At 40.6% G+C, this 18223-nt stretch carries 16 protein-coding genes and 3 pseudogenes; 7 read left to right on the plus strand and 12 right to left on the minus strand.

What is annotated here, in order from left to right:
- Positions 1-625, minus strand: a 625-nt coding sequence (locus OO184_RS23120) for a DNA methyltransferase (RefSeq protein ID WP_265381187.1), incomplete at its 3' end; no start/stop codon positions are given.
- A 218-nt stretch (positions 626-843) separates the two neighbouring features.
- On the opposite strand from OO184_RS23120, the gene OO184_RS23125 reads away from it, so the two are divergent.
- Positions 844-1068, plus strand: a complete 225-nt coding sequence (locus tag OO184_RS23125; protein ID WP_265381188.1) for a hypothetical protein — start codon at positions 844-846, stop codon at positions 1066-1068.
- Positions 1069-1544: 476 nt separating this feature from the next.
- Here the strand turns inward: OO184_RS23125 and OO184_RS23130 are convergent, their stop codons facing one another.
- The 8 genes from OO184_RS23130 to OO184_RS23165 form a co-directional block, all read right to left on the minus strand.
- Positions 1545-1748: a hypothetical protein gene (locus tag OO184_RS23130; protein ID WP_265381189.1), complete on the minus strand. Its 204-nt coding sequence runs from the start codon at positions 1746-1748 to the stop codon at positions 1545-1547.
- 146 nt (positions 1749-1894) lie between these two features.
- Complete coding sequence (locus tag OO184_RS23135) at positions 1895-3007, minus strand: lambda-exonuclease family protein (protein WP_265381190.1); 1113 nt, start codon at positions 3005-3007, stop codon at positions 1895-1897.
- Between the two features lie 66 nt (positions 3008-3073).
- The gene (locus OO184_RS23140; protein WP_265381191.1) at positions 3074-4603 is read right to left on the minus strand and encodes a recombinase RecT; all 1530 of its coding nucleotides are present in this window, start codon (positions 4601-4603) and stop codon (positions 3074-3076) included.
- Positions 4604-4704: 101 nt separating this feature from the next.
- A complete protein-coding gene (locus OO184_RS23145; RefSeq protein WP_265381192.1) occupies positions 4705-5475 on the minus strand; it encodes a single stranded DNA-binding domain-containing protein in 771 nt (256 codons plus the stop codon).
- An 811-nt stretch (positions 5476-6286) separates the two neighbouring features.
- Positions 6287-6892 carry a tyrosine-type DNA invertase gene (locus tag OO184_RS23150; RefSeq protein WP_265381193.1) on the minus strand — a complete coding sequence of 202 codons (606 nt, stop codon included), beginning with the start codon at positions 6890-6892 and terminating at the stop codon, positions 6287-6289.
- 181 nt (positions 6893-7073) lie between these two features.
- Positions 7074-7241, minus strand: coding sequence for a hypothetical protein (locus tag OO184_RS23155; RefSeq protein WP_265381194.1), 168 nt, complete (start codon positions 7239-7241; stop codon positions 7074-7076).
- Positions 7242-7408: 167 nt separating this feature from the next.
- A complete protein-coding gene (locus OO184_RS23160) occupies positions 7409-7957 on the minus strand; it encodes a hypothetical protein (RefSeq protein ID WP_265381195.1) in 549 nt (182 codons plus the stop codon).
- 65 nt (positions 7958-8022) lie between these two features.
- Positions 8023-8244, minus strand: a complete 222-nt coding sequence (locus tag OO184_RS23165; protein ID WP_265381196.1) for a helix-turn-helix domain-containing protein — start codon at positions 8242-8244, stop codon at positions 8023-8025.
- 300 nt (positions 8245-8544) lie between these two features.
- On the opposite strand from OO184_RS23165, the gene OO184_RS23170 reads away from it, so the two are divergent.
- Together OO184_RS23170 and OO184_RS23175 are read left to right on the plus strand one after the other, a co-directional pair.
- Positions 8545-8964, plus strand: coding sequence for a helix-turn-helix domain-containing protein (locus OO184_RS23170; protein ID WP_265381197.1), 420 nt, complete (start codon positions 8545-8547; stop codon positions 8962-8964).
- 341 nt (positions 8965-9305) lie between these two features.
- Positions 9306-9515, plus strand: a pseudogene (locus OO184_RS23175) (transposase); the annotation flags it as partial.
- Positions 9516-9826: 311 nt separating this feature from the next.
- Here the strand turns inward: OO184_RS23175 and OO184_RS23180 are convergent.
- Together OO184_RS23180 and OO184_RS23185 are read right to left on the minus strand one after the other, a co-directional pair.
- The gene (locus OO184_RS23180) at positions 9827-10810 is read right to left on the minus strand and encodes a ParB family protein (protein WP_265381198.1); all 984 of its coding nucleotides are present in this window, start codon (positions 10808-10810) and stop codon (positions 9827-9829) included.
- Positions 10807-12012 (minus strand): AAA family ATPase, encoded by a 1206-nt coding sequence (locus tag OO184_RS23185; RefSeq protein WP_265381199.1) that lies wholly within the window; start codon positions 12010-12012, stop codon positions 10807-10809. The genes OO184_RS23180 and OO184_RS23185 overlap by 4 nt, the downstream gene beginning before the upstream one ends.
- Before the next feature lie 294 nt (positions 12013-12306).
- On the opposite strand from OO184_RS23185, the gene OO184_RS23190 reads away from it, so the two are divergent.
- The 3 genes from OO184_RS23190 to OO184_RS23200 all read left to right on the plus strand — a co-directional run bounded on the left by OO184_RS23190 (position 12307) and on the right by OO184_RS23200 (position 16743).
- Positions 12307-13767: a hypothetical protein gene (locus OO184_RS23190; RefSeq protein ID WP_265381200.1), complete on the plus strand. Its 1461-nt coding sequence runs from the start codon at positions 12307-12309 to the stop codon at positions 13765-13767.
- 350 nt (positions 13768-14117) lie between these two features.
- Complete coding sequence (locus OO184_RS23195) at positions 14118-14342, plus strand: hypothetical protein (protein ID WP_265381201.1); 225 nt, start codon at positions 14118-14120, stop codon at positions 14340-14342.
- A gap of 523 nt (positions 14343-14865) precedes the next feature.
- The gene (locus OO184_RS23200) at positions 14866-16743 is read left to right on the plus strand and encodes a hypothetical protein (RefSeq protein WP_265381202.1); all 1878 of its coding nucleotides are present in this window, start codon (positions 14866-14868) and stop codon (positions 16741-16743) included.
- Here the strand turns inward: OO184_RS23200 and OO184_RS23205 are convergent.
- Positions 16734-17283, minus strand: a pseudogene (locus OO184_RS23205) (transposase); the annotation flags it as partial. The gene OO184_RS23200 and the pseudogene OO184_RS23205 overlap by 10 nt on opposite strands.
- A 70-nt stretch (positions 17284-17353) precedes the next feature.
- Here OO184_RS23205 and OO184_RS23210 point away from each other — a divergent pair.
- Positions 17354-17940, plus strand: a pseudogene (locus tag OO184_RS23210) (IS110 family RNA-guided transposase); the annotation flags it as partial.
- Between the last annotated feature and the right edge of the window lie 283 nt (positions 17941-18223).

The raw sequence follows: 18223 nt of genomic DNA on the forward strand, positions 1-18223 counted from the left end.
AGTGCTTAAAATTAAGCCTACCATGCAAAAAGTTTGTTATTTTACTATTCCATACTGGTAAATTCCATAAAAATAATGCACCTCCTGGTTTTAAAATACGAATACATTCATTTAACCATTGATGTGTCCACTTGATATATTCCTCTTCTTTCAAATTATCGTTCATTTTTGAAGGATATAATTTATCAAGATTAAATGGAGGATCAGAAAATATCATATTAACAGAATCAGATTGAATTTTTTTAGTGACATTTAAACAATCACCATTATATAACTTTCCATTATTGGTTTGTAAAACCACCCCAATATCCGATTCGTTACTGCTAAAATCTAACTTATTATTTTCCGAAGTTTTAATTTTATCATAGATGAAAGATGCATTTTCCTGGATTAGCTCTAAGGTATGCATATCCATATGACCCATCATCAATTGAAAGTAGATAGGTGATAAATTGAATACATCACAAAGGATCGTCAGATCCTTACCATTCGGCATAATGTTTCTTTGATTATAATACTTGAGTCTATCAATCGGAATTTTTGTACGTTTGCTTATCTCGTTATAAGTCTTAGTTGAAACATCAACTATCCCTAAAGCTTTAAGAAATTGATTCGAATAACTCATTTAATGTAACTCACTCTTTAAATGAAATAAAAACAATTGATAATAAATTTATTATCAACGATTGCTATTTTATGAGAAAGCAGAGTAATAACAGGATTACTCTGTGTGTAATGAATTCTGCTTCATTTATTTCCAGTAAATTTCAATATAATTTAAGTTTATTACCCAACTGTTTGGGTGAAACCGGTATAAATCTACAAAGAATTGATGGTTTAATCATGGTTGGATATAAGGGATTGGCTTATAAGATAAAAGATAAGACAAAAGCGAACAGCGCAGAGCTTGTCTATTGTAATAACATGACTGAGCATATGTTGTATCAGTTATCGGTAGATAATCAAAAAGGTATCTTAGCGGCAGAGAAAGGGGACAAAGCTGCGAAAGAGCGCATCATTGCGCGGCGGCAGGCGGCTATGCACTGGTTTATGGCGGTCATATACTGATTGCGGGCTCGGCTGAAATGGCAACGGCAGGGCGTGTTGCACTTGAGGGCTGTAAAACGAATCCGGAGCTGTGTCTGAATAACATGAGCATTTTTGTTGCTGGAGATTAATCTCTATAGGTTCGATTCACGCCACCAGCATCGTCAACGCTGACAAAGACTGTGCAGAGCAGTCCGCTAGGCTTGGCCGCGTAGACAATACTGATATGCTGACCTTTGCACTGTTCAGACAAAGTGCTTTGAAGTTCTTCAACAGATCGAAATTTCCTGTTGCAGCCAAAGTCCTTAATCTTTATGTCACCAAGGATAGGGTTAGTTATCGTTATCTCCAGCCAACAACTTATCTACTGAGTGGTCGATGCCATCACAGAACCATTTATCCAAAATGTCTATTTCGAGTTAAACATAGTACCTCAAATTAGGTTGGAGGCATATCAAGGTCAATTGGGCCTTGATATGCCAGGTTGGGGTACTAAGTTATCTCGGTTTTAGCTGCTTAACTATAACGAGTAAAAATGGGGGAAATGGATGATCTTGAGAGATCCCCCCAACAAGCTCACGAACTAATTCAGCGGAGTTGGCTCGCAGCACCTTTTTGACGGCCAAGATGATCTCGTTATCGATCTCTTCCTGGGTCTTGTAATGCTGGTCTACCAGCCGACTTAACTTATCTAGGTTCATGCCTCTCTCCTTTGGTTATGGGAGAGAACCTTGGAGGAGTTTCCTCCCGAGGGGTTAGGGTTATTTGCTGTTTTGGACTAGCTATCGTTATAGATAGCAATCTTCTCTTAAGCGATCGGTATTAGCTCAATGATCGAGCTTTTTACTTAGAACATTAGCATGCTGCCTGTTACGTCTTCCAACTCTTCTCCTTTAGAGACGATATCTTTCGAGTCATTTTGAGGAATATAAATACTGTCAATACCTGTTGTATCGTATTCGTAGACCGATAGTGATGTACGAATAGATGGCTGACCAACACAATCAGGAAATTGCTCGAGGTTGATGTTTAGTCGCTCCGCGATCATTTTCCAGTTGATCTTCCCTTTAACAGGTTTTTCCAGATAGCGGAAACCAAACCCATCAATGCGGACAGGGTCATTGCTGGCAAAACCGAGAGCTAAAGCCAAGCCTTGAATCGATACTTTCATTGCCTCTTCAAACTGTGCTTTTTTCTCTTCGATTTTCTTGAGCTCACTTTCAATGAGCTGAAGTGCTTCCACCTGGCAGCGAAGATCCAGTACACGAACCATGAGGTCATTCGGAATCGTAAACTCTTTAGTTTGCTCCATGATTGCAGCGTCAGAGACGAGCAAGACATCGTTTTCTTTATCAAAAGGTATCGCAACCTTATTCATGACACATTGCCAGAACTCAGTACATACCGCCAAAAGACGATTGAATGCATTTTGGTTTGGCATGATCTTGAATATTTTGGGTTGGTCGGTAGCTGACCAAAACACCAAGTAAGCTTGCGGTGCACCGGTGACAAAGAGTTGATGCTGACATTGCCAGTAATAATACTGAAACTCTGGCGAATTTGCCCCTTGCTGAAGGATAGCTAAATGCTTCTTGATTGATAGATTCTTTATCTCAAGGACTGAACCGTCATTAAGCTGTCCATCCAGCGATGCAATCATAAATGGGTACTGCTTATTCCTAACACAAAAAGGCGTAGCAATCTGGTCTAACTTATCCTCGCAATATTTGCGGGCCAGCGCTTCCAGTTTCTTACCTGCATCAACCTGCTTGATAGCGGAAAGATCTTCCGATTCGAGCAAACCTGCATATTGCAGATAAAGTTGATAAGGAGTTTTTGTTGCACCTCTTATTTTTAAAAGGATAGGGGTACATGTGGCTGTCACGCCGGTTTTACGCCATGCGTGCCACGCTGGAGTGCCTTGCTCCACATCTACAACTTCACACACTGATACAGACATATGATCACCTAAAGATAAATTTAAAGTTAATAAAGTTAAAAAACCGGTGGATCTCCACCGGTTCATTTACGCTGCTTTAGCGGTATTTATCAGCTCAGTTAACATCTCTTTGAGAGGGACGAACTGTACTGATTGCAGGGCTTCATTCACCTGTGAATAATCACCGGAATTCAGAGCTGCATGGTAAAGCTCACCTAGTCTCATAGTTTCTTCTTCAACGGAAGCAACCCATTTGAGAGCATTAGCTTTAAATTCGCCATCAGCGAGTTTATTTACGAAGTCATGAGCTTGAGTAAAATCAAGATGATGCATTGAATTGTGAACCGTGTTGCTCAATTGGTCACGACGTGACTGTGCCAGCATACGGCGAGCGTATGTTATTTCGCAGTCATTAAATGCGAATGTATCTTTCAGCTCCGCGATTATAGTTTCGTAAGCCAATGTTGTTTGCGCACGGGTTACGAGCTTCTGTACACGTTTAAATACTGAAAGACGAACACCAGGAACATCGGACATAACTTCATGTTCAATCTGTTCAGATTGACTTACGGGTTGGCTATGCTCAGATTGAGCGGCACCAGCCGCATTGTCAGACTGGGTGTTATCTGCAACCGTTGTTTCTGGTTGAGATGAAGCCGACTGCTTTTCACGCTGTATTACTTCACCTTCTATCACATTTCCTTCTCTGGTTTCTGCCTTAACAGTACTACCGCCATTGGCCGCTTGAGCTGCCTGGCGATGAACCATTTCTGCTTGAGCCGCCTCCATAGGAATATTACCGGACGAACGGAAACCTTCTTCACCATAGGTATTGAGATAATCAATAATGGCGCTCAGGCGGGTGCGGTTGCCCGGAATGTGATATACAGTTTGTTTTATGGCAGATTTAAGCACCATCTTCCACGGAAACGTTGTCCACGGAGAGTAGGCGCGTTTTTCGATTTTCTTCCAAGACTCTGAGACTGCCCGCGAAGCGGCCAGATCACGAACGTCAACAAAGAACACTAGATTACAACCATATTTCATCAGATAATCCACATACACACCACGAAAGTGTCCACGACTACCGACAATACCTTTATCAGATGAAGTTAGTAACAAATCACCTTTCTCAGCAAAAGGGTCATATTCATGAATGGGACTCTGGCGTCTGCCTTTCGGTTTGAAAGTATCATGTTCAAACACCAGCTCTGCGATGATATCCTGACAGAGTCCTTCATCCGTAGCCATACGGCACAAACCGATATAGGATACATCAAGGATTACGCGACCATTACGGGCAACCAAATAAGCTTGTTTCTGCGCTGGGTCAAGTGTCAGTCCGCTACTTGCCAGTTGCAGAAACGCTGTCTCGAAAGACTGAGGATTGCTAGTAGCAATGTCGGTAAGAAAGTTGTTGTTGTTGATGATATGCTTTGCAAATATGCACTCACGCTGGAATGAAATGTGAGGAGCATGAACAATAGCAGCATTGAACTTCCTCTCAAGAGACAGCAAATGCCGGATAACAGCGTCAACTTTTACGGTGATATCAGTGGATTGTTTTTTCTGTTGTTTGTCGGCATAAGCTCGGCGGGAGCTATTAGAGTAGGACATAAATACCTCATATAAATTTAAAAAGAGTTAATAAAATTTTACCACCAGCCAAAATACAACAAAGCCGCCTGAATGCGGCTCTGTTCAATGTCTGAATAGATTCAGGAACGTATATCAGCATAGTTACCATTAAAATTATCACTGCATACGGAGGATTGCTGACGATGCAATGCCTCGCGAGCATTGAGGAGCATTGCCGTTGGTGAAAAACACGCGGCATTTTGTTCCATCGAAGTTTGTTGTAAACGCTGCTTTGCGATAGGGGTAACAGAAGCTACAACCTGCGAAACAGTTTTCATTGTTGACTGAGATGGCTTAGAAGCCTTCACAGTTGTAGGTTTATCTTCAACGCACTCGGTACCATTGGTAGATCCATTGATGCGGGATTTCTGAAACGCTAACAAGCTACGGAATTTGTTCGACACAGACGCAACATCATCGTCGGACATTTTCTGCCATGTCATTTCAGTTTTCACACTGGCACGCATCTCAGGCGAGTGTGTGTACTCAATCGTAGTAGCAGGAGTTTCTTTTTTGGTTTCGGTAAACGCAAAGGGTTTTGCATCATCAATGCGGGTATCGATAGCCATGCCGGTTGCCAATACATGCACCATGAATGCGTGAAACTCAATGTGCTTATAACGGCTTGATCGTGCCAATGCTTCGATATACACCTTTGAATTTTTCTTGATTTGGCCACGTAGGAAATCTGCGACTTTACCAAAGGCTTTGATAGTATAGAACTCAGCAATTTTGTTGGAATTAACCTTAAAGTCACAGCGCAGCCGGAAGAGAATGTGAGAATCCACATTATCTTTCGCAGGAATGTATTTCGGCTCAATCACAACAATGCCCCTAGCTCTGGATTGCATAGTTAATACCTCATTAAAAAATTAATAAATTTAGTAAAATTATGATGTTATGGCAGATGCCATTTTTAAACCGCAAAAAACAGCGAAAGGAAGTTACTGATTTAAGGTAAAGAAAACTCCAGATTAAAAGTGTCTGGACACACTGATTATTCTCGGTATGAGGAAAAACACCTTTTTCGACGCACAAGCAAAAAGCCCGGTACCATGAGGCAACAAGCTATCGAATTCTGTACAGGCGTAGAAAAACCGGAAGAATGAGTTGGGTATTATCATTCAGAGAGGCGCTGGTGGCCGAAATTAGGTGATTAGTGGCGCACTGCCGGAAGTTAAGCGGAATATTACCGCATGGACAGACTATGTGATTGTGAATCACAGGTCAACAAAAAGTAGAATTGCGATAAATCATCATGGCAAAGCGCTACCCATGATGCCGTCAGTATCGTCTTGAAAGGTTGGAGGAGGCGAGAGTATTTTAGTCATTTGTACACGGCATATATCCCGCTCACAAGCTAATTTATCGTCGGGTAAGGAAAGGTGTATTTGCTAGTGAGTGCAAACTTTAGGTACCGACCTCAAAAGGTCAGCATTTACAATATTGACTCTACTGGGACGTAAATAATGAACGTGTACTCAACACTGAAACGACAGGTTTTATAGTGGCTACGATGAACTTCTTGAAATAGTAATTGTAGACAACATATAGAGTTGTAATTTGTTTCAATCGACATGTATCAAATCTTTAATAGATCTTAACACCGTTCAATTCAATTAAGAGAACGGTGTTAAACTGGCATCCCACAAGAAAGATTATTTAAGTAGGAACATCATCATGTCCGAAATGCAACACAGGGGATCTATTTCGTGTATTCTTCCAAATTCCTTTAAAACGCTCAGGGTTGCTAGCAGTATACCGCACTGTATGGCGAATATTGCAGTGTCCAAGATAATCTTGTATCAGACGCGTGTCTGCTCCCCTGTCTGCGAGAGAAAAACCACAGGCATGGCGTAACATGTGTGGATGCGAATGAACAGAAATATTCGCCAATTTACCTAGTCGTTTAATAATTTGGTAAATACTTTGACGTGTTAGCGGTTTACCGGAACGTGACAAAAACAACCAGTTGCTTTCCGCCCCTCGAAAGGTTTTACGTACTTTGAGCCACGCTTTAATCGCATTGATTTCATACCCTAATAGTGGTTGATTAGTACAAAGTCCACACTTTAAGCGTTGTACGTAAATGGTTTGTGCTCCCAAATCTAGATCAGATAATCGTAAATACCTAGCTTCACTAACACGTAAACCATGAACAAAAGTCATGTATACAAGACAATAATCTCGTTCTGGATTTGGGCTTTTTTCCGCCATTTCCAGAATTCTTTCTACTTCGAATTGTGTTAAATGTTTTCGTTGACCCATGATATGAATTTCCTAACCCTGCCGATTGCAGGGAAATATAGTTGTTATACAGAGTAGCCATGTATACGTTGTAAATTGTAATGTACTCAAAAATATTTCTAATTGATTGCCTGTTATAGCAGAAAACCGGACGGACTGAAATTCTCTCAAATACTTACTGAATTTAATAAGTGCGTTTTTATCACTGCGTATTAATCTGAGAAACCCATTCACTTAACACATGTTCAGCACTTGTTATATCAACATAACTCGGTACTTCTATATAGAAACGGCCTTGGTAATCTTTGATAAGAATTTCTTCACCAATAGTTCTAATATGCAACCCTTTGTAATTAGCACTCAATCCCATCGGAGTATTCTAATATTCTGGGCAATGTTTTCTAATCTTTGCAACATCGTATTCATATGCACCAGCAAGGCATTTCTTACTGATGCCAGTTTTTTGTAATATTTCTCTAACGGATAGCTGTCTGCATATTTTTTCGGTATCTTCAGCAGTACAGGCTAATTTGGATACTAACTTTTATTACGCTCACTCATGACAGTAGCATCCCGCAGAAATGGCAAAATACCATATTTTAGTAAGCAGTAAATCTGTCCAATTGTATCTTTTTCATTGTTACTTGTCGTAGCATCGAACATGTCTCCGATTTTTTCAACTAGTGTATCCTCGGCATTAGCCTGGATTTGTTTGATGATACTACTGGTATTAATACCTTTGAGTTCGTAATCATCATCTATTTGGGTAGCTTTTTGAGTGACAACACCCCAACAAATTTGATTAACATCTTTGTTCCAACCATAAGCATCTTCATATTTCCTATAGATACATATTTCGTTATTTGCAGCGTCAATAGCAGTGTTAAATGATGTATGTCTTTGAAAGCTAGTTTTTGGGCTATATGAAAAATACTCAATATTTTTATCAATTAGAGACCCAAATATTTCTTGTAGTGAATCAATATTATCTGCCATTTTATACAGCATTAAATTAGTGGTCTTATCATCAATAATGGGAATGGCTTTAGCTAATTCGCGTAAATCAGTGACTACTTGTTTAATCATGACTTCACTCCTTCTATAGTTTATAGGATGTTTCCACTGGGGATAAAGCATTCATTCTGATTGGTTTATTTTTGATAACGAGAGGGTCCAAGGTCTGATGGATGTAGATCCAACTCAGCAGCAATTAGTTTTTCTCCCTTTAAATAACGGCGTATCAAGGCATTATTCAGAGTAGATGATGCTAATCCTGCTTTGCGAGAAACGGCAGCCAGTGTTGTTCCGCGCTTTTTTATAGCGACGATAATGTCTACCGGGTACCAATCTTCTTCTTGCTTGTTAGTTTGCATTATGGAACCCTGATAGATTCAATGTTCATTAGTTAATGATAATCTTTATGGGTTTGGATTATCGGTATGGATGTAAATGTATTCGCAACAAAAAACGAATAAAAAACAATCTTTCTGTATTTCTGTATCTTGTTGAGAAGTGTAAATTTCAATATTTTTGTTTTTATAAATTTGAATTTAAATGAAAATATAAAATTATTAGGATAATGTTATGGATTTTGGTTATCGGTGTGGATATAAATGTATTCGCAATATGTTGCGAAGTCAACTCGTTTTCGCAATATATTGCGAGGTGTAATTTTGAGACAAGAGATAGCTATTGAAATGAGTGAAAAAGAAAAATGTACTTCTAGTGATAATACATGCAATGAAATAACAGAGTTTAAAGATAGATTGAGACAGGCGATAGGTGATGAATCCGTTAATAGCTTTGCAAATAGGTGTGGAATACCAGAATCATCACTAAGAAATTATCTATCAGGTAGGATAGAGCCGTCTTTAAGTAAATTGGTAGTATTTGCGGAAAAATCTGGGGTTACTGTTGGATGGTTAGCAATTGGAGATACGGCTGTCACTGAAGAACAAGAAAATGCATGGTTGATGCTCCTTCATAGAATGACATTAAATGAAAGAAATGTGATCATTGACAAAATTTTTCGACTGGGTATCAATGCGTTACTAAAAACATTAAAAGAAGATATTCAGCAACCTGAGTCATGACAAATATTGCGCATCTAGCGGATACATTTCTTTGAAACACACTGTGCATATCGTCTCATCATATCCAACGAGTGGGTATGTACAGTGATTACACCGCCGTTTAGTTCCCCCTTGTTTCACCATACCGGTCTGTGCCAACACAATTACTCCTATTTCCGGGGATTGCTTAGCGATATTGAATGTAAAAACAGCTGGTAACTGGAGAAAGCTCACCTGATGGCATTCAGTATTTACTGGAGCATGCCGATTGGGAGGTTGATGCAGCTTGCGATATCCGGCGGAAATATGTCACTGAACATTTGGGTGTCCCCTCATCATTGATGAAACAAAGCTTACCAGGAACGATAGAGCGCAGTTTTGCGGATGCGAAGCAGCATCACGGGCATCTTTATGCCCGTTTTCCGGGGTTACTGAAAGTGCAAATACCGTGTCTTTTGGCGGCAACAGCCAAAAATATCAAGAAGATAGCCTTGCTGGTCGCAATGTTGTGTTGTTTTTATCTCAGGAAGATGAGCAAAGTCAATGCAGCAGGAGCTAAAATAACCCCCTAGCGGGGGATTAAACCGGGTTATGGTGGCATGATCCTTCATCATGAAAGAAACAAACCTCGTGATTTTCAGCAAGGTTTGTCAGCGGTCTGAAATCTCTCAATAAAAATTGAGGGATTTGTGTATAAGAGACAGCAGTACGGGCGGGGAGGGTGTCAGACGCAAGATACAGGCCGAAATATCGCGGGATTTCACTCCGAAATTATCAATATTAAACCTTTATAATTATATTGTTACGGGTGAAATTGGAGCAGGACATTTGGGGGTATGATAAAGCGTTTAAAAAGCCCAGACTATCCGGGCTTTACAGGGGCTTACTCATATTGCTCAATGATAGCCCGAATAGCCTCATCAATTTTGTCCTGTACTTCTTTGCTGATCCGACTAAACTCGTAGGAAACCTTTCTTTCTTTCGCGTTGGTTTTCTTTCGTGCATAAACGCGGCGATCATCAAACGTTCTGAGAGCTTCGGTTACTGGCTTGTTAGTCGCAGGCTTCACTGTCAATGATGATATTGATTTGTAAAAAAGTTTAATGATCTCGTTTTTAAAATCTTCCGCAAACAGCTCCCGTTCTGAGCGTAAGGCTTCTGCTTCTTTCGCGACATCGGCCACTAACTCTTTAAGAGATAAATCTTTTTTATCGGCAACCTCTGCTACAGTAAGCAGCTTCTTATAATCAGGATAAGTCAGCTCTGATTGAATAGGGAAAACAGACAGTAGCTCATTAGGGACAGAGGCAGCTTGAATTGCCCGTGTAACTTTCGCCGGAGAAATACGGGTAGATTCAGCGATCTCTTTCTGATTCATACCGCTCTCACGCAGCGCAAGCAAGCGGATACCAACTTCGCGGATGTTATGCTCTTTAGCGGTCTGAATGTCGGCTGCAAGCTGACGGGCATCCTCTAGGGATATTTGACTACAGGTAAACATAATCCGAAGGCCGACATTGCAGATAAGAGCCGCGGCACGACGACGTGATCCATCCAGAATTTCGATACGTTCATCAACCTTGCGCCCAATGACCGGGAAGAACTGCTGGAAAGACAAAGTACGCGTTATATCTTCCAGAGATTCCGGGCTAAGCGCGTTCTGATCACGTCCGTTAATGTTCTGGTCTACATAGGTACGCGTAGCAACCTGTTCGGCTGGAATAGTCTCTACATGAAACATAACTTTTCGGCCGGATGCTAATGTGAAGCGTTGACTGCTTTCAACAGATGAACCTGGTAATTTACCTGCCAGTGGTGATTCATCAAAAGTGCGGCCAAGAATCTGTCTTTCTCTTTTTTGGATCATGCGGCACCTCTCAGAAGTTCAATACGGTCGAACACTGCGCGGGAAAAATCTTCTGCTGAATTTTTTGCACTACGAAGTGCGTCAATGCTGCCTACGTAAGATTGTGGGTTTGCACTGATTACCGTATCAAAGGATTCACCGCAGCGCTCGTAACCTTCGAGTCGGGGAAGAACAGCATCAAGCATATCGCCACCAAACACCTCTTTGGCATAGCTGTGTGTTTGTTTGTGGTCAGGTTTATTGGCGACTTTTGACATGAATCCAACGTTAGCAATTATGTTACTTTGCAGGCCGGAATCTTCAATGAGTTGTACCAACTCTGGCAGACGGGTCAGGTATTTTAACGTCGAGTGAAAATCGACCTGCGATGGCGGAACTGGAGTCATCAACATATCACTGGCTGCTAGTGAATTAATCAGAAACGGGTCAAGGTGTGGACCTGTGTCGATGAAAATAAAATCATAGTCGTCACTTATTTTGTCGATAATATTCTCGCGGAGAACATTATTTTCGTTCATACCCGGCAGATGCTCCTCACACAATTGCGCCCAACGGGAAGCGATAAAAGCATCTTCAATAGAGGCAGGGATAATATCTACACCTGGCACAATAGAAGGTTGAACAAACTCTTCAAGAATTTCTTCACGGGTAAGGTCTTTGTTCAACATGACCTGTGCGCTGGAGTTATTGATAAGGCCGATACTATGGTGATGATTAAGGAACATCGTTGAAGACGCCTGCGGGTCAAAGTCGATAACCAGAATGCGCAGATTTTCATGCAGTAAGGAAGGATGTGCTCTCATACCGTGCGCCATAGTAACAGTTGATACCGTTTTGGACACACCGCCTTTCAGATTCACAACGAAAATAACAAAGGCTTTTCCGCGCTTCTCACGATACGTCTTAATGCCACGATGAGCGTAGATATCAATAATGTTCTCAAGAGTCATAGCGAACTGTGTGGAGGTTCCCCCATGACGCTTATTAAACACATATCCGGCAGCTTCCATTTCTTCGACTGCGCTATCAACAGCACGTTTACTCATGTGAGGGAGTTTGGAAACAGCTGACTTTGAATAGGTCTTATAAAACTCCGTTTGTTCAAATTCTTCACGCTTCGACTGAACCTGTTCTGTTAGCCAGCTTAGCATGATGTTTGCGCGGTTTCCGGTTTCGAGTAACCGGTCAAAATTATCTGACATAGATGCACCTTGTGTTATCGTTTTTCTGAACTATAGCAAAATTTATAGCACATGGTAGTAATTTAGATAACAGTCAGTAAAAATTCAAATATATGTCATAATAAAATTCACTTGACTGTCATTAATACGCTGATTCAGGTCACGGGTTGCCACTGGGGAATCGAATTAGGAGAAAAAAAACGCTGGCAGGCTTGGTTCCTCTCAGTGTAGCGGATGAATATAGTGCTAGACGTATAAGTATGAATGGTTAGTTTATACGTCTGAAGCGGAGGAAAATTTTTTAAGTAGGATAATATGTCAAACTCAAATATAGAAACAATTGACTACACTCAACTAAACATAGATAGAGGTTTAACCGCTCCTTTAGTCAGAATACCCAATAATGAAACAATTATTGGTTTACGTCGAGCTTTACCGATGTTGGATATTAATGCCAAACATCTCACATTCATCAATCAGTGTATTATCCTCTGTCAAATGAATGACGAGAAGGTAACTTCTCTTAAAGATGTCTCCAAAGAAATGGATGTCTCCATTTCCACTATAAGGAATCATGCAAAGGCTCTAACAAAGAAAGGAATATTTGCAGAACTCTACTGTACTACTGATCCCAAAAATAAACGCCGCGGTGTTCTATTCAACTTTATTATCCCAGATCTTTCTATTCAGTTAGATAAGCCTTTAAAAGAAGAAGTATCACGAGAACTGACTCAAATGCATATTGAGGAAGTTGATCTCATTAAACAAAGAGATCTTTCTGATCTGGCCTTTTGTGACTTAATAACAAGCGTCTTGTTTGGTGCATTACGCTTTAACCAAAAAGGAAATCAAAACAAAATTGAATCTTATGTTATTTGGGGAAATGAGCGGGTTCGGATAGAGACTCAATCAGGCAAAGGAGAGCGGATCGCTCTACTCAAAGATTTAAGATATTACATAGCAACAATAACTGTACTTGAGTCTATTATCCGAGAACGATTACGCAATAACGAGGAGATAACCGAAACTTATAATATTCCACTTAGCTCTATTCTCACAGTTATTCAGCTTCCTAAAACTGGCGGTAACAAAATGCAGGCCGTTAAGTCAATTCGTCGCTTGTCAGGTACCAGCTTTCACATTAAACAGTTACCCAAATGGTTTCTAAAGAAGTATGGAATGTCAGATAATACAATCCTCCATTTAGATATTTTGACGCTTCGTCTTGAGGGAGAATCTGTTGACGTGCCAGGTTTGATTCTACAGATTCAGTTTCCACCAGAAATCATTTCTCAAATCCGTCGCCAGATCGATGGAGAAACACACGCTATACATGACCTAACTAACACTCATCCTTTAGTATTGTCGGTTACTCATAATTTAGTGTTCGCTTTTAGCTTGTGGACCTCAGCGTACTTTACTAACAAAAGGCTTTATGTGATGGACTGGAATGAGATGAAAGATCGCACAGCGCCGCAGTTTACTATGACAAATTTCAAAAAGGCATTTAGTGAAGTAATAGAGAAACACCGAGTTCCAGCTATAACTGTCGATGTCATTGATGGAAAATCTGTCGAACGCATTGATGAAGACTACGAGCCTATATATAGGAACGGTGTAGCTATAAAAGATACTGCCAACATACTAGGTATTAAAGTCGTTCTTGATAATGGTAAATTTGCCATTATGCCAGAAGTCAATTCAGATTCACCCCGGATTCGAAATCTACTTTCACCTTTCCTTAGTTTGCAAATTCAAACCAAAAACAATTCATAATATGTTTGTTTTTTAATCAAACCACCAGTTAGTAGTAACCCTTTCGGAGATTGAGGTGGAAAAAATCCCGTGTTCTTTTTGAAACTTTGAAACGGGATTTTGATATGTTGTTGATATACTTCTCCTATAATTCATCGTCTAGAGTAACGTTTTTGGGATTGAGGTGAAAAAAAACCACGTTTTTTTAAAACTTTAAAACGAAATTTTAATATGTTATAGCAGTATTCCCGTTCAAAATTTTTTCTTACTTCTTAAGTCATTACCCTCCTTTATTTCCAGTTAATAATAAGATCTGAATCAGGTAACCGTTCAGTTGTAAAATTGCGCATTGAAGATAGGAAAATAATTCCATGAGCTGGATTAAAAGTTTGATGTGGAATAAATCCATGAACTGGATTGAAAGCTTGATGTGGAATAAATCCATGAACTGGGTTGAAAGCTTGATGTGGAATAAATCCATGAACTGGGTTGAAAACTTGATGTGGAATAAATCCATGAACTGGATTGAAAGCTTGATGTGGAATAAATCCATGAACTGGGTTGAAAGCTTGATGTGGAATAAATCCATGAACTAGGTTGAAAGCTTGATGTGGAATAAATCCATGAATTGGATTGAAAGCTTGATGTGGAATAAATCTATGAATTGGATTAAAAGTTCAATAATTTACTTCTAATTCATACATAAAATTCCCTACGATCACCCAAGAAACCAGTAAACACGAGGCCTACAGCTTGATTTGGGCTTAGTTTGCATTCTATTGAAAAATAAGGTTGTTATTATTATAGTTCAATCATAAATGCTATATGTTCAAATAATAAAAGAAAAACTATAGACACATTAAATTGAAAATTTGAAATCAAAAGTACGGATAAAGGGGTAACTACTGAAAGAAAAAATCTCAATCTCATAAAGGAAAGCCAGCTTTTAGGCTGGCTCATTAAGAACGACAAGACCAAATTATCGCAGGGGTACCACCCTGCGATATAGTGCTTCACTTGGAAGATTGGCTTTGCAGTTACAATTATACTACATGTAACTCCTTAGTCAATTTTTTACGGTGCGGTAACCTATTGTTTTAAATACAGTGTTTCGTATCAATGAAAAAAAATCAAGCAGTAACAAAAACCTCGCTACTTCAATCATTTGAAAAAACATACCGCATTTGTCTCGTATCAGATGAAACTGACACTCAACCTATGGAAGCTGCATTAACACAAAAAGAACTATTTTCTTTACTATCTAAACACAACATCGTTGATGAAAAGAGTACTACTGCATTCATACCAGGTACATTCACTCACACAAACACACGAAATGAAGATGATATACGTGAGATCTCTCTAATTGTTTACGACATTGATTGCAAAAAGAATCACTATACACTTGAAAATCTAAAGCAAAAACTCTCGCATTATTCATGTATTGTCTATTCAACTTACAACTCTAGTTACTATCACCCAAGATGGAGAATTGTACTATTATTAGACAAACCGATCCCACCGGAATATTTCAAAAGTGTTCACCATAAGATCGCAAACGAACTGAACATCGATATCGACCAAACGTGTACAAATATCAATAGATTGTACTACTTACCATCCGCTTCTAAGAGAAACGACTTTGTGTACGCCTGGACTAACTCAGGTACACTAATTAACTATGTCAATATCTTAGAAGACACCACAAGAAAACAAGCGCAGACAAAAGTACAAAAAAGAACAACTCATCCCCATAAGACCAAAGTGAACATAGGATACGTTTCCTTGTGTTCAGGAGGAGATATTGAAAGGGGCTCAGAGTTATGTGGTTTTGTTGTCCCAGAACCGTTGAGGGCTCCGTTTTCTCAGGGGGACTTTGATGAGCTGCTTTCACAACCAGGTACGTGGTTACGGGCTGCACAATATTTGGGGTTTCCTATTGAACGTATTACCTGTGAGAGACCATATTCTAGGTCGTTTTCTTCGGTGATTCCCGGAGTAGAAGATAACACCCCGAGTTGTAGTATTGCTTTGTATTCTGAAAATGGTAAGTATCGTGTGGTTTATCAAGCGTTTAATGAGGTGCATTTTGTTAGTGGTGCGAGTGGTCCTGTCAAGTTCGATTTATCCCATATTTATGCCATGATGCATTCTGGTCGTAGGATCTCTAAAGAAGAATTCCCAGCTGGAACAAATAAGGTGTGGCTTACTCGTTTGTTGATTGATGCTGGTATGATCATACCTGAGGAGGTTTGTGATTTGCCTGAATTGCCGGAAGGGGCCATACATGCTGAACGTCTTTATACAGGATTTCGACAGCTTCTACAGTGTAAGCGCGTGTTTAAAGAACAAGTTGCTGATGCCACTGCATTTACACTAACTTTTGCATGTTACTGGTGTAGGATCGGTAATCGTAATACCGCGAAGAAGTACACACAGATTCTACTTGATAATGATGTATTGCGTTTTGTTGATCGTATTAATTTGCCCCGCGGCGGATCAGTACCGCTGATTATGCCTGCTGGTAAGTCGGCAAAAGTTTACCAACTATGTCAGCGTAATATTCGTGAAGGTAAAGTGAAAAGTGGGTATAGAGATACTATTAAGCCAACTCAGCATCCGATAGTTGAATTAGCACCTGTTGTATCAATGTATTCTTATAAGTCTACTGCTGTTACTTCATCTAAACCCATCAAAGTGGAGTCTATTCCGATTAGGCAAGTAGGTCTAAAAGCTTTTGTACCTAGTGCAGAGAAGGTTTGTGGGCCAACATATCTTGTTAATAGGCGAATTTTTGAAGGGGGAAATAAAGATACAGATGTCGTTATGCGGATTGTAAACGTAATTCGGCAGAATGGTATGTTGGCATTGAGGCTTGAAGTTCTTCTAGCTGAGGTTGAGTTACCGGTTGACGATGAGTTGATAGCATTTCTTCCTTTTGTGAAACGATATATTTCTGATTATGACGAGAAATATCCGAAGTTGAGTTATAAATAGTCATAGGTGAAAATGTGAAAAATATACTTTTTGCTAGGGGTTGTTGATGTTTTAATACGGCGTGACAGACTCCCGGCAAGTTCCGGTAATATTTCCGTAAAAAAGTGATGTATTGCCTGCCTGAACAAGGCCGCCGAGGTGAAGTAACGATTATTTCTGACTTTTTCATTCATCACTTTTCACAGCTTTTCTATCGGGTTCAGATTTGGGCTGTAGGGCGGTAAGTCATGAAGTTCAATATTCATCACATAAGCCCAGTCTTTCACCCACTCACTCCGGTGATAACTGTCGATACGATCATATTCGTGTACGACTGTTTTGCTGATATCGGCCAGATTCAGGGCTCCCATCAGGTTCAGACGGGTACGGCTTCCCGTGGTTTTCACTACGTTTTCTGGCCCTTACGCATCCAGCCATAAGCCAGTTTCGTCCCCTGAGTAGGATGGGCTCATTGTCTCCGGCTTCCTGCTTGAGTTTCCCGCAGGTTTCTATAAAGGCCCGCTGCTGTTCCGCGTTGAACTTGTGTGGCACGCCGGTCGGTTAATGAGATGGTCACCCCCACCCTGTGAGAGGTACGCTAGCAGGGTATTTTATTTTGGAGGGAATCATCATGCAAAACGTTACGCTTATTGGTATCGATCTCGGTAAACATTCCTTCCATGTCCACTGTCAGGACAGGCAGGGTAACGCCTTGCTGCGTAAGAAGTTTTCCCGCACTCAGCTTATTAATTTTCTCGGTTCCTGCAAGGCTGCAACCGTAGTGATGGAGTCCTGCGGCGGGGCGCACTTTATGGCTCGCCGGAGCGCTGATTTAGGCCATGAGGCAAAGCTGATTTCTCCGCAGTTCGTCCGTCCTTTTGTTAAGAGTAACAAGAACGATTTTGTCGATGCTGAAGCTATCTGCGAGGCAGCTTCCCGGCCCTCCATGCGCTTTGTGCCCCCCGCACAGAAGACCAACAGGCGATGGCCGCCCTCCATCGTGTCAGAGACTCACTGATACGGCAACGCGTTAAAACCACCAATCAGATGCACGCTTTTTTGCTGGAGTTCGGCGTCAGTCTGCCGCGCGGTATTGCCGTGATACGACGTCTGGCCGCTGTGCTGGAAGAAAATGACTTTCCGCCTTATCTGGCAAGGGTTCTGAGCAGACTCCACAGTCATTATGTTTACCTCAGCGGAGAAATTGAGGAAAAAGAGCCAACGAAAAACGGCGTTAGCTCAGTAAGTTAAGCAATTACCATCTGGTTTTGCGACGACAGATAATTGATGACATGAACGGCATATCGGCCTGCTGATGAACCTGATATAAAAAATGGCTCTCTGAAGCCGACCGGTTTTTAAGGTTCGGCAGGCACGGAACTCATCGTGGCGCGGGCATGACTGCTCACCAGACGCCGAATAGATTTACGCAAGCCCACCATACATCAAAATTTGTGTTGCAAAAACGGGAGTGACCATAGATTTTATAACTGAATCCATT

The organism is Photorhabdus aballayi (assembly GCF_026153155.1).
GTDB classification, from domain to species: Bacteria; Pseudomonadota; Gammaproteobacteria; order Enterobacterales; family Enterobacteriaceae; genus Photorhabdus; species Photorhabdus luminescens.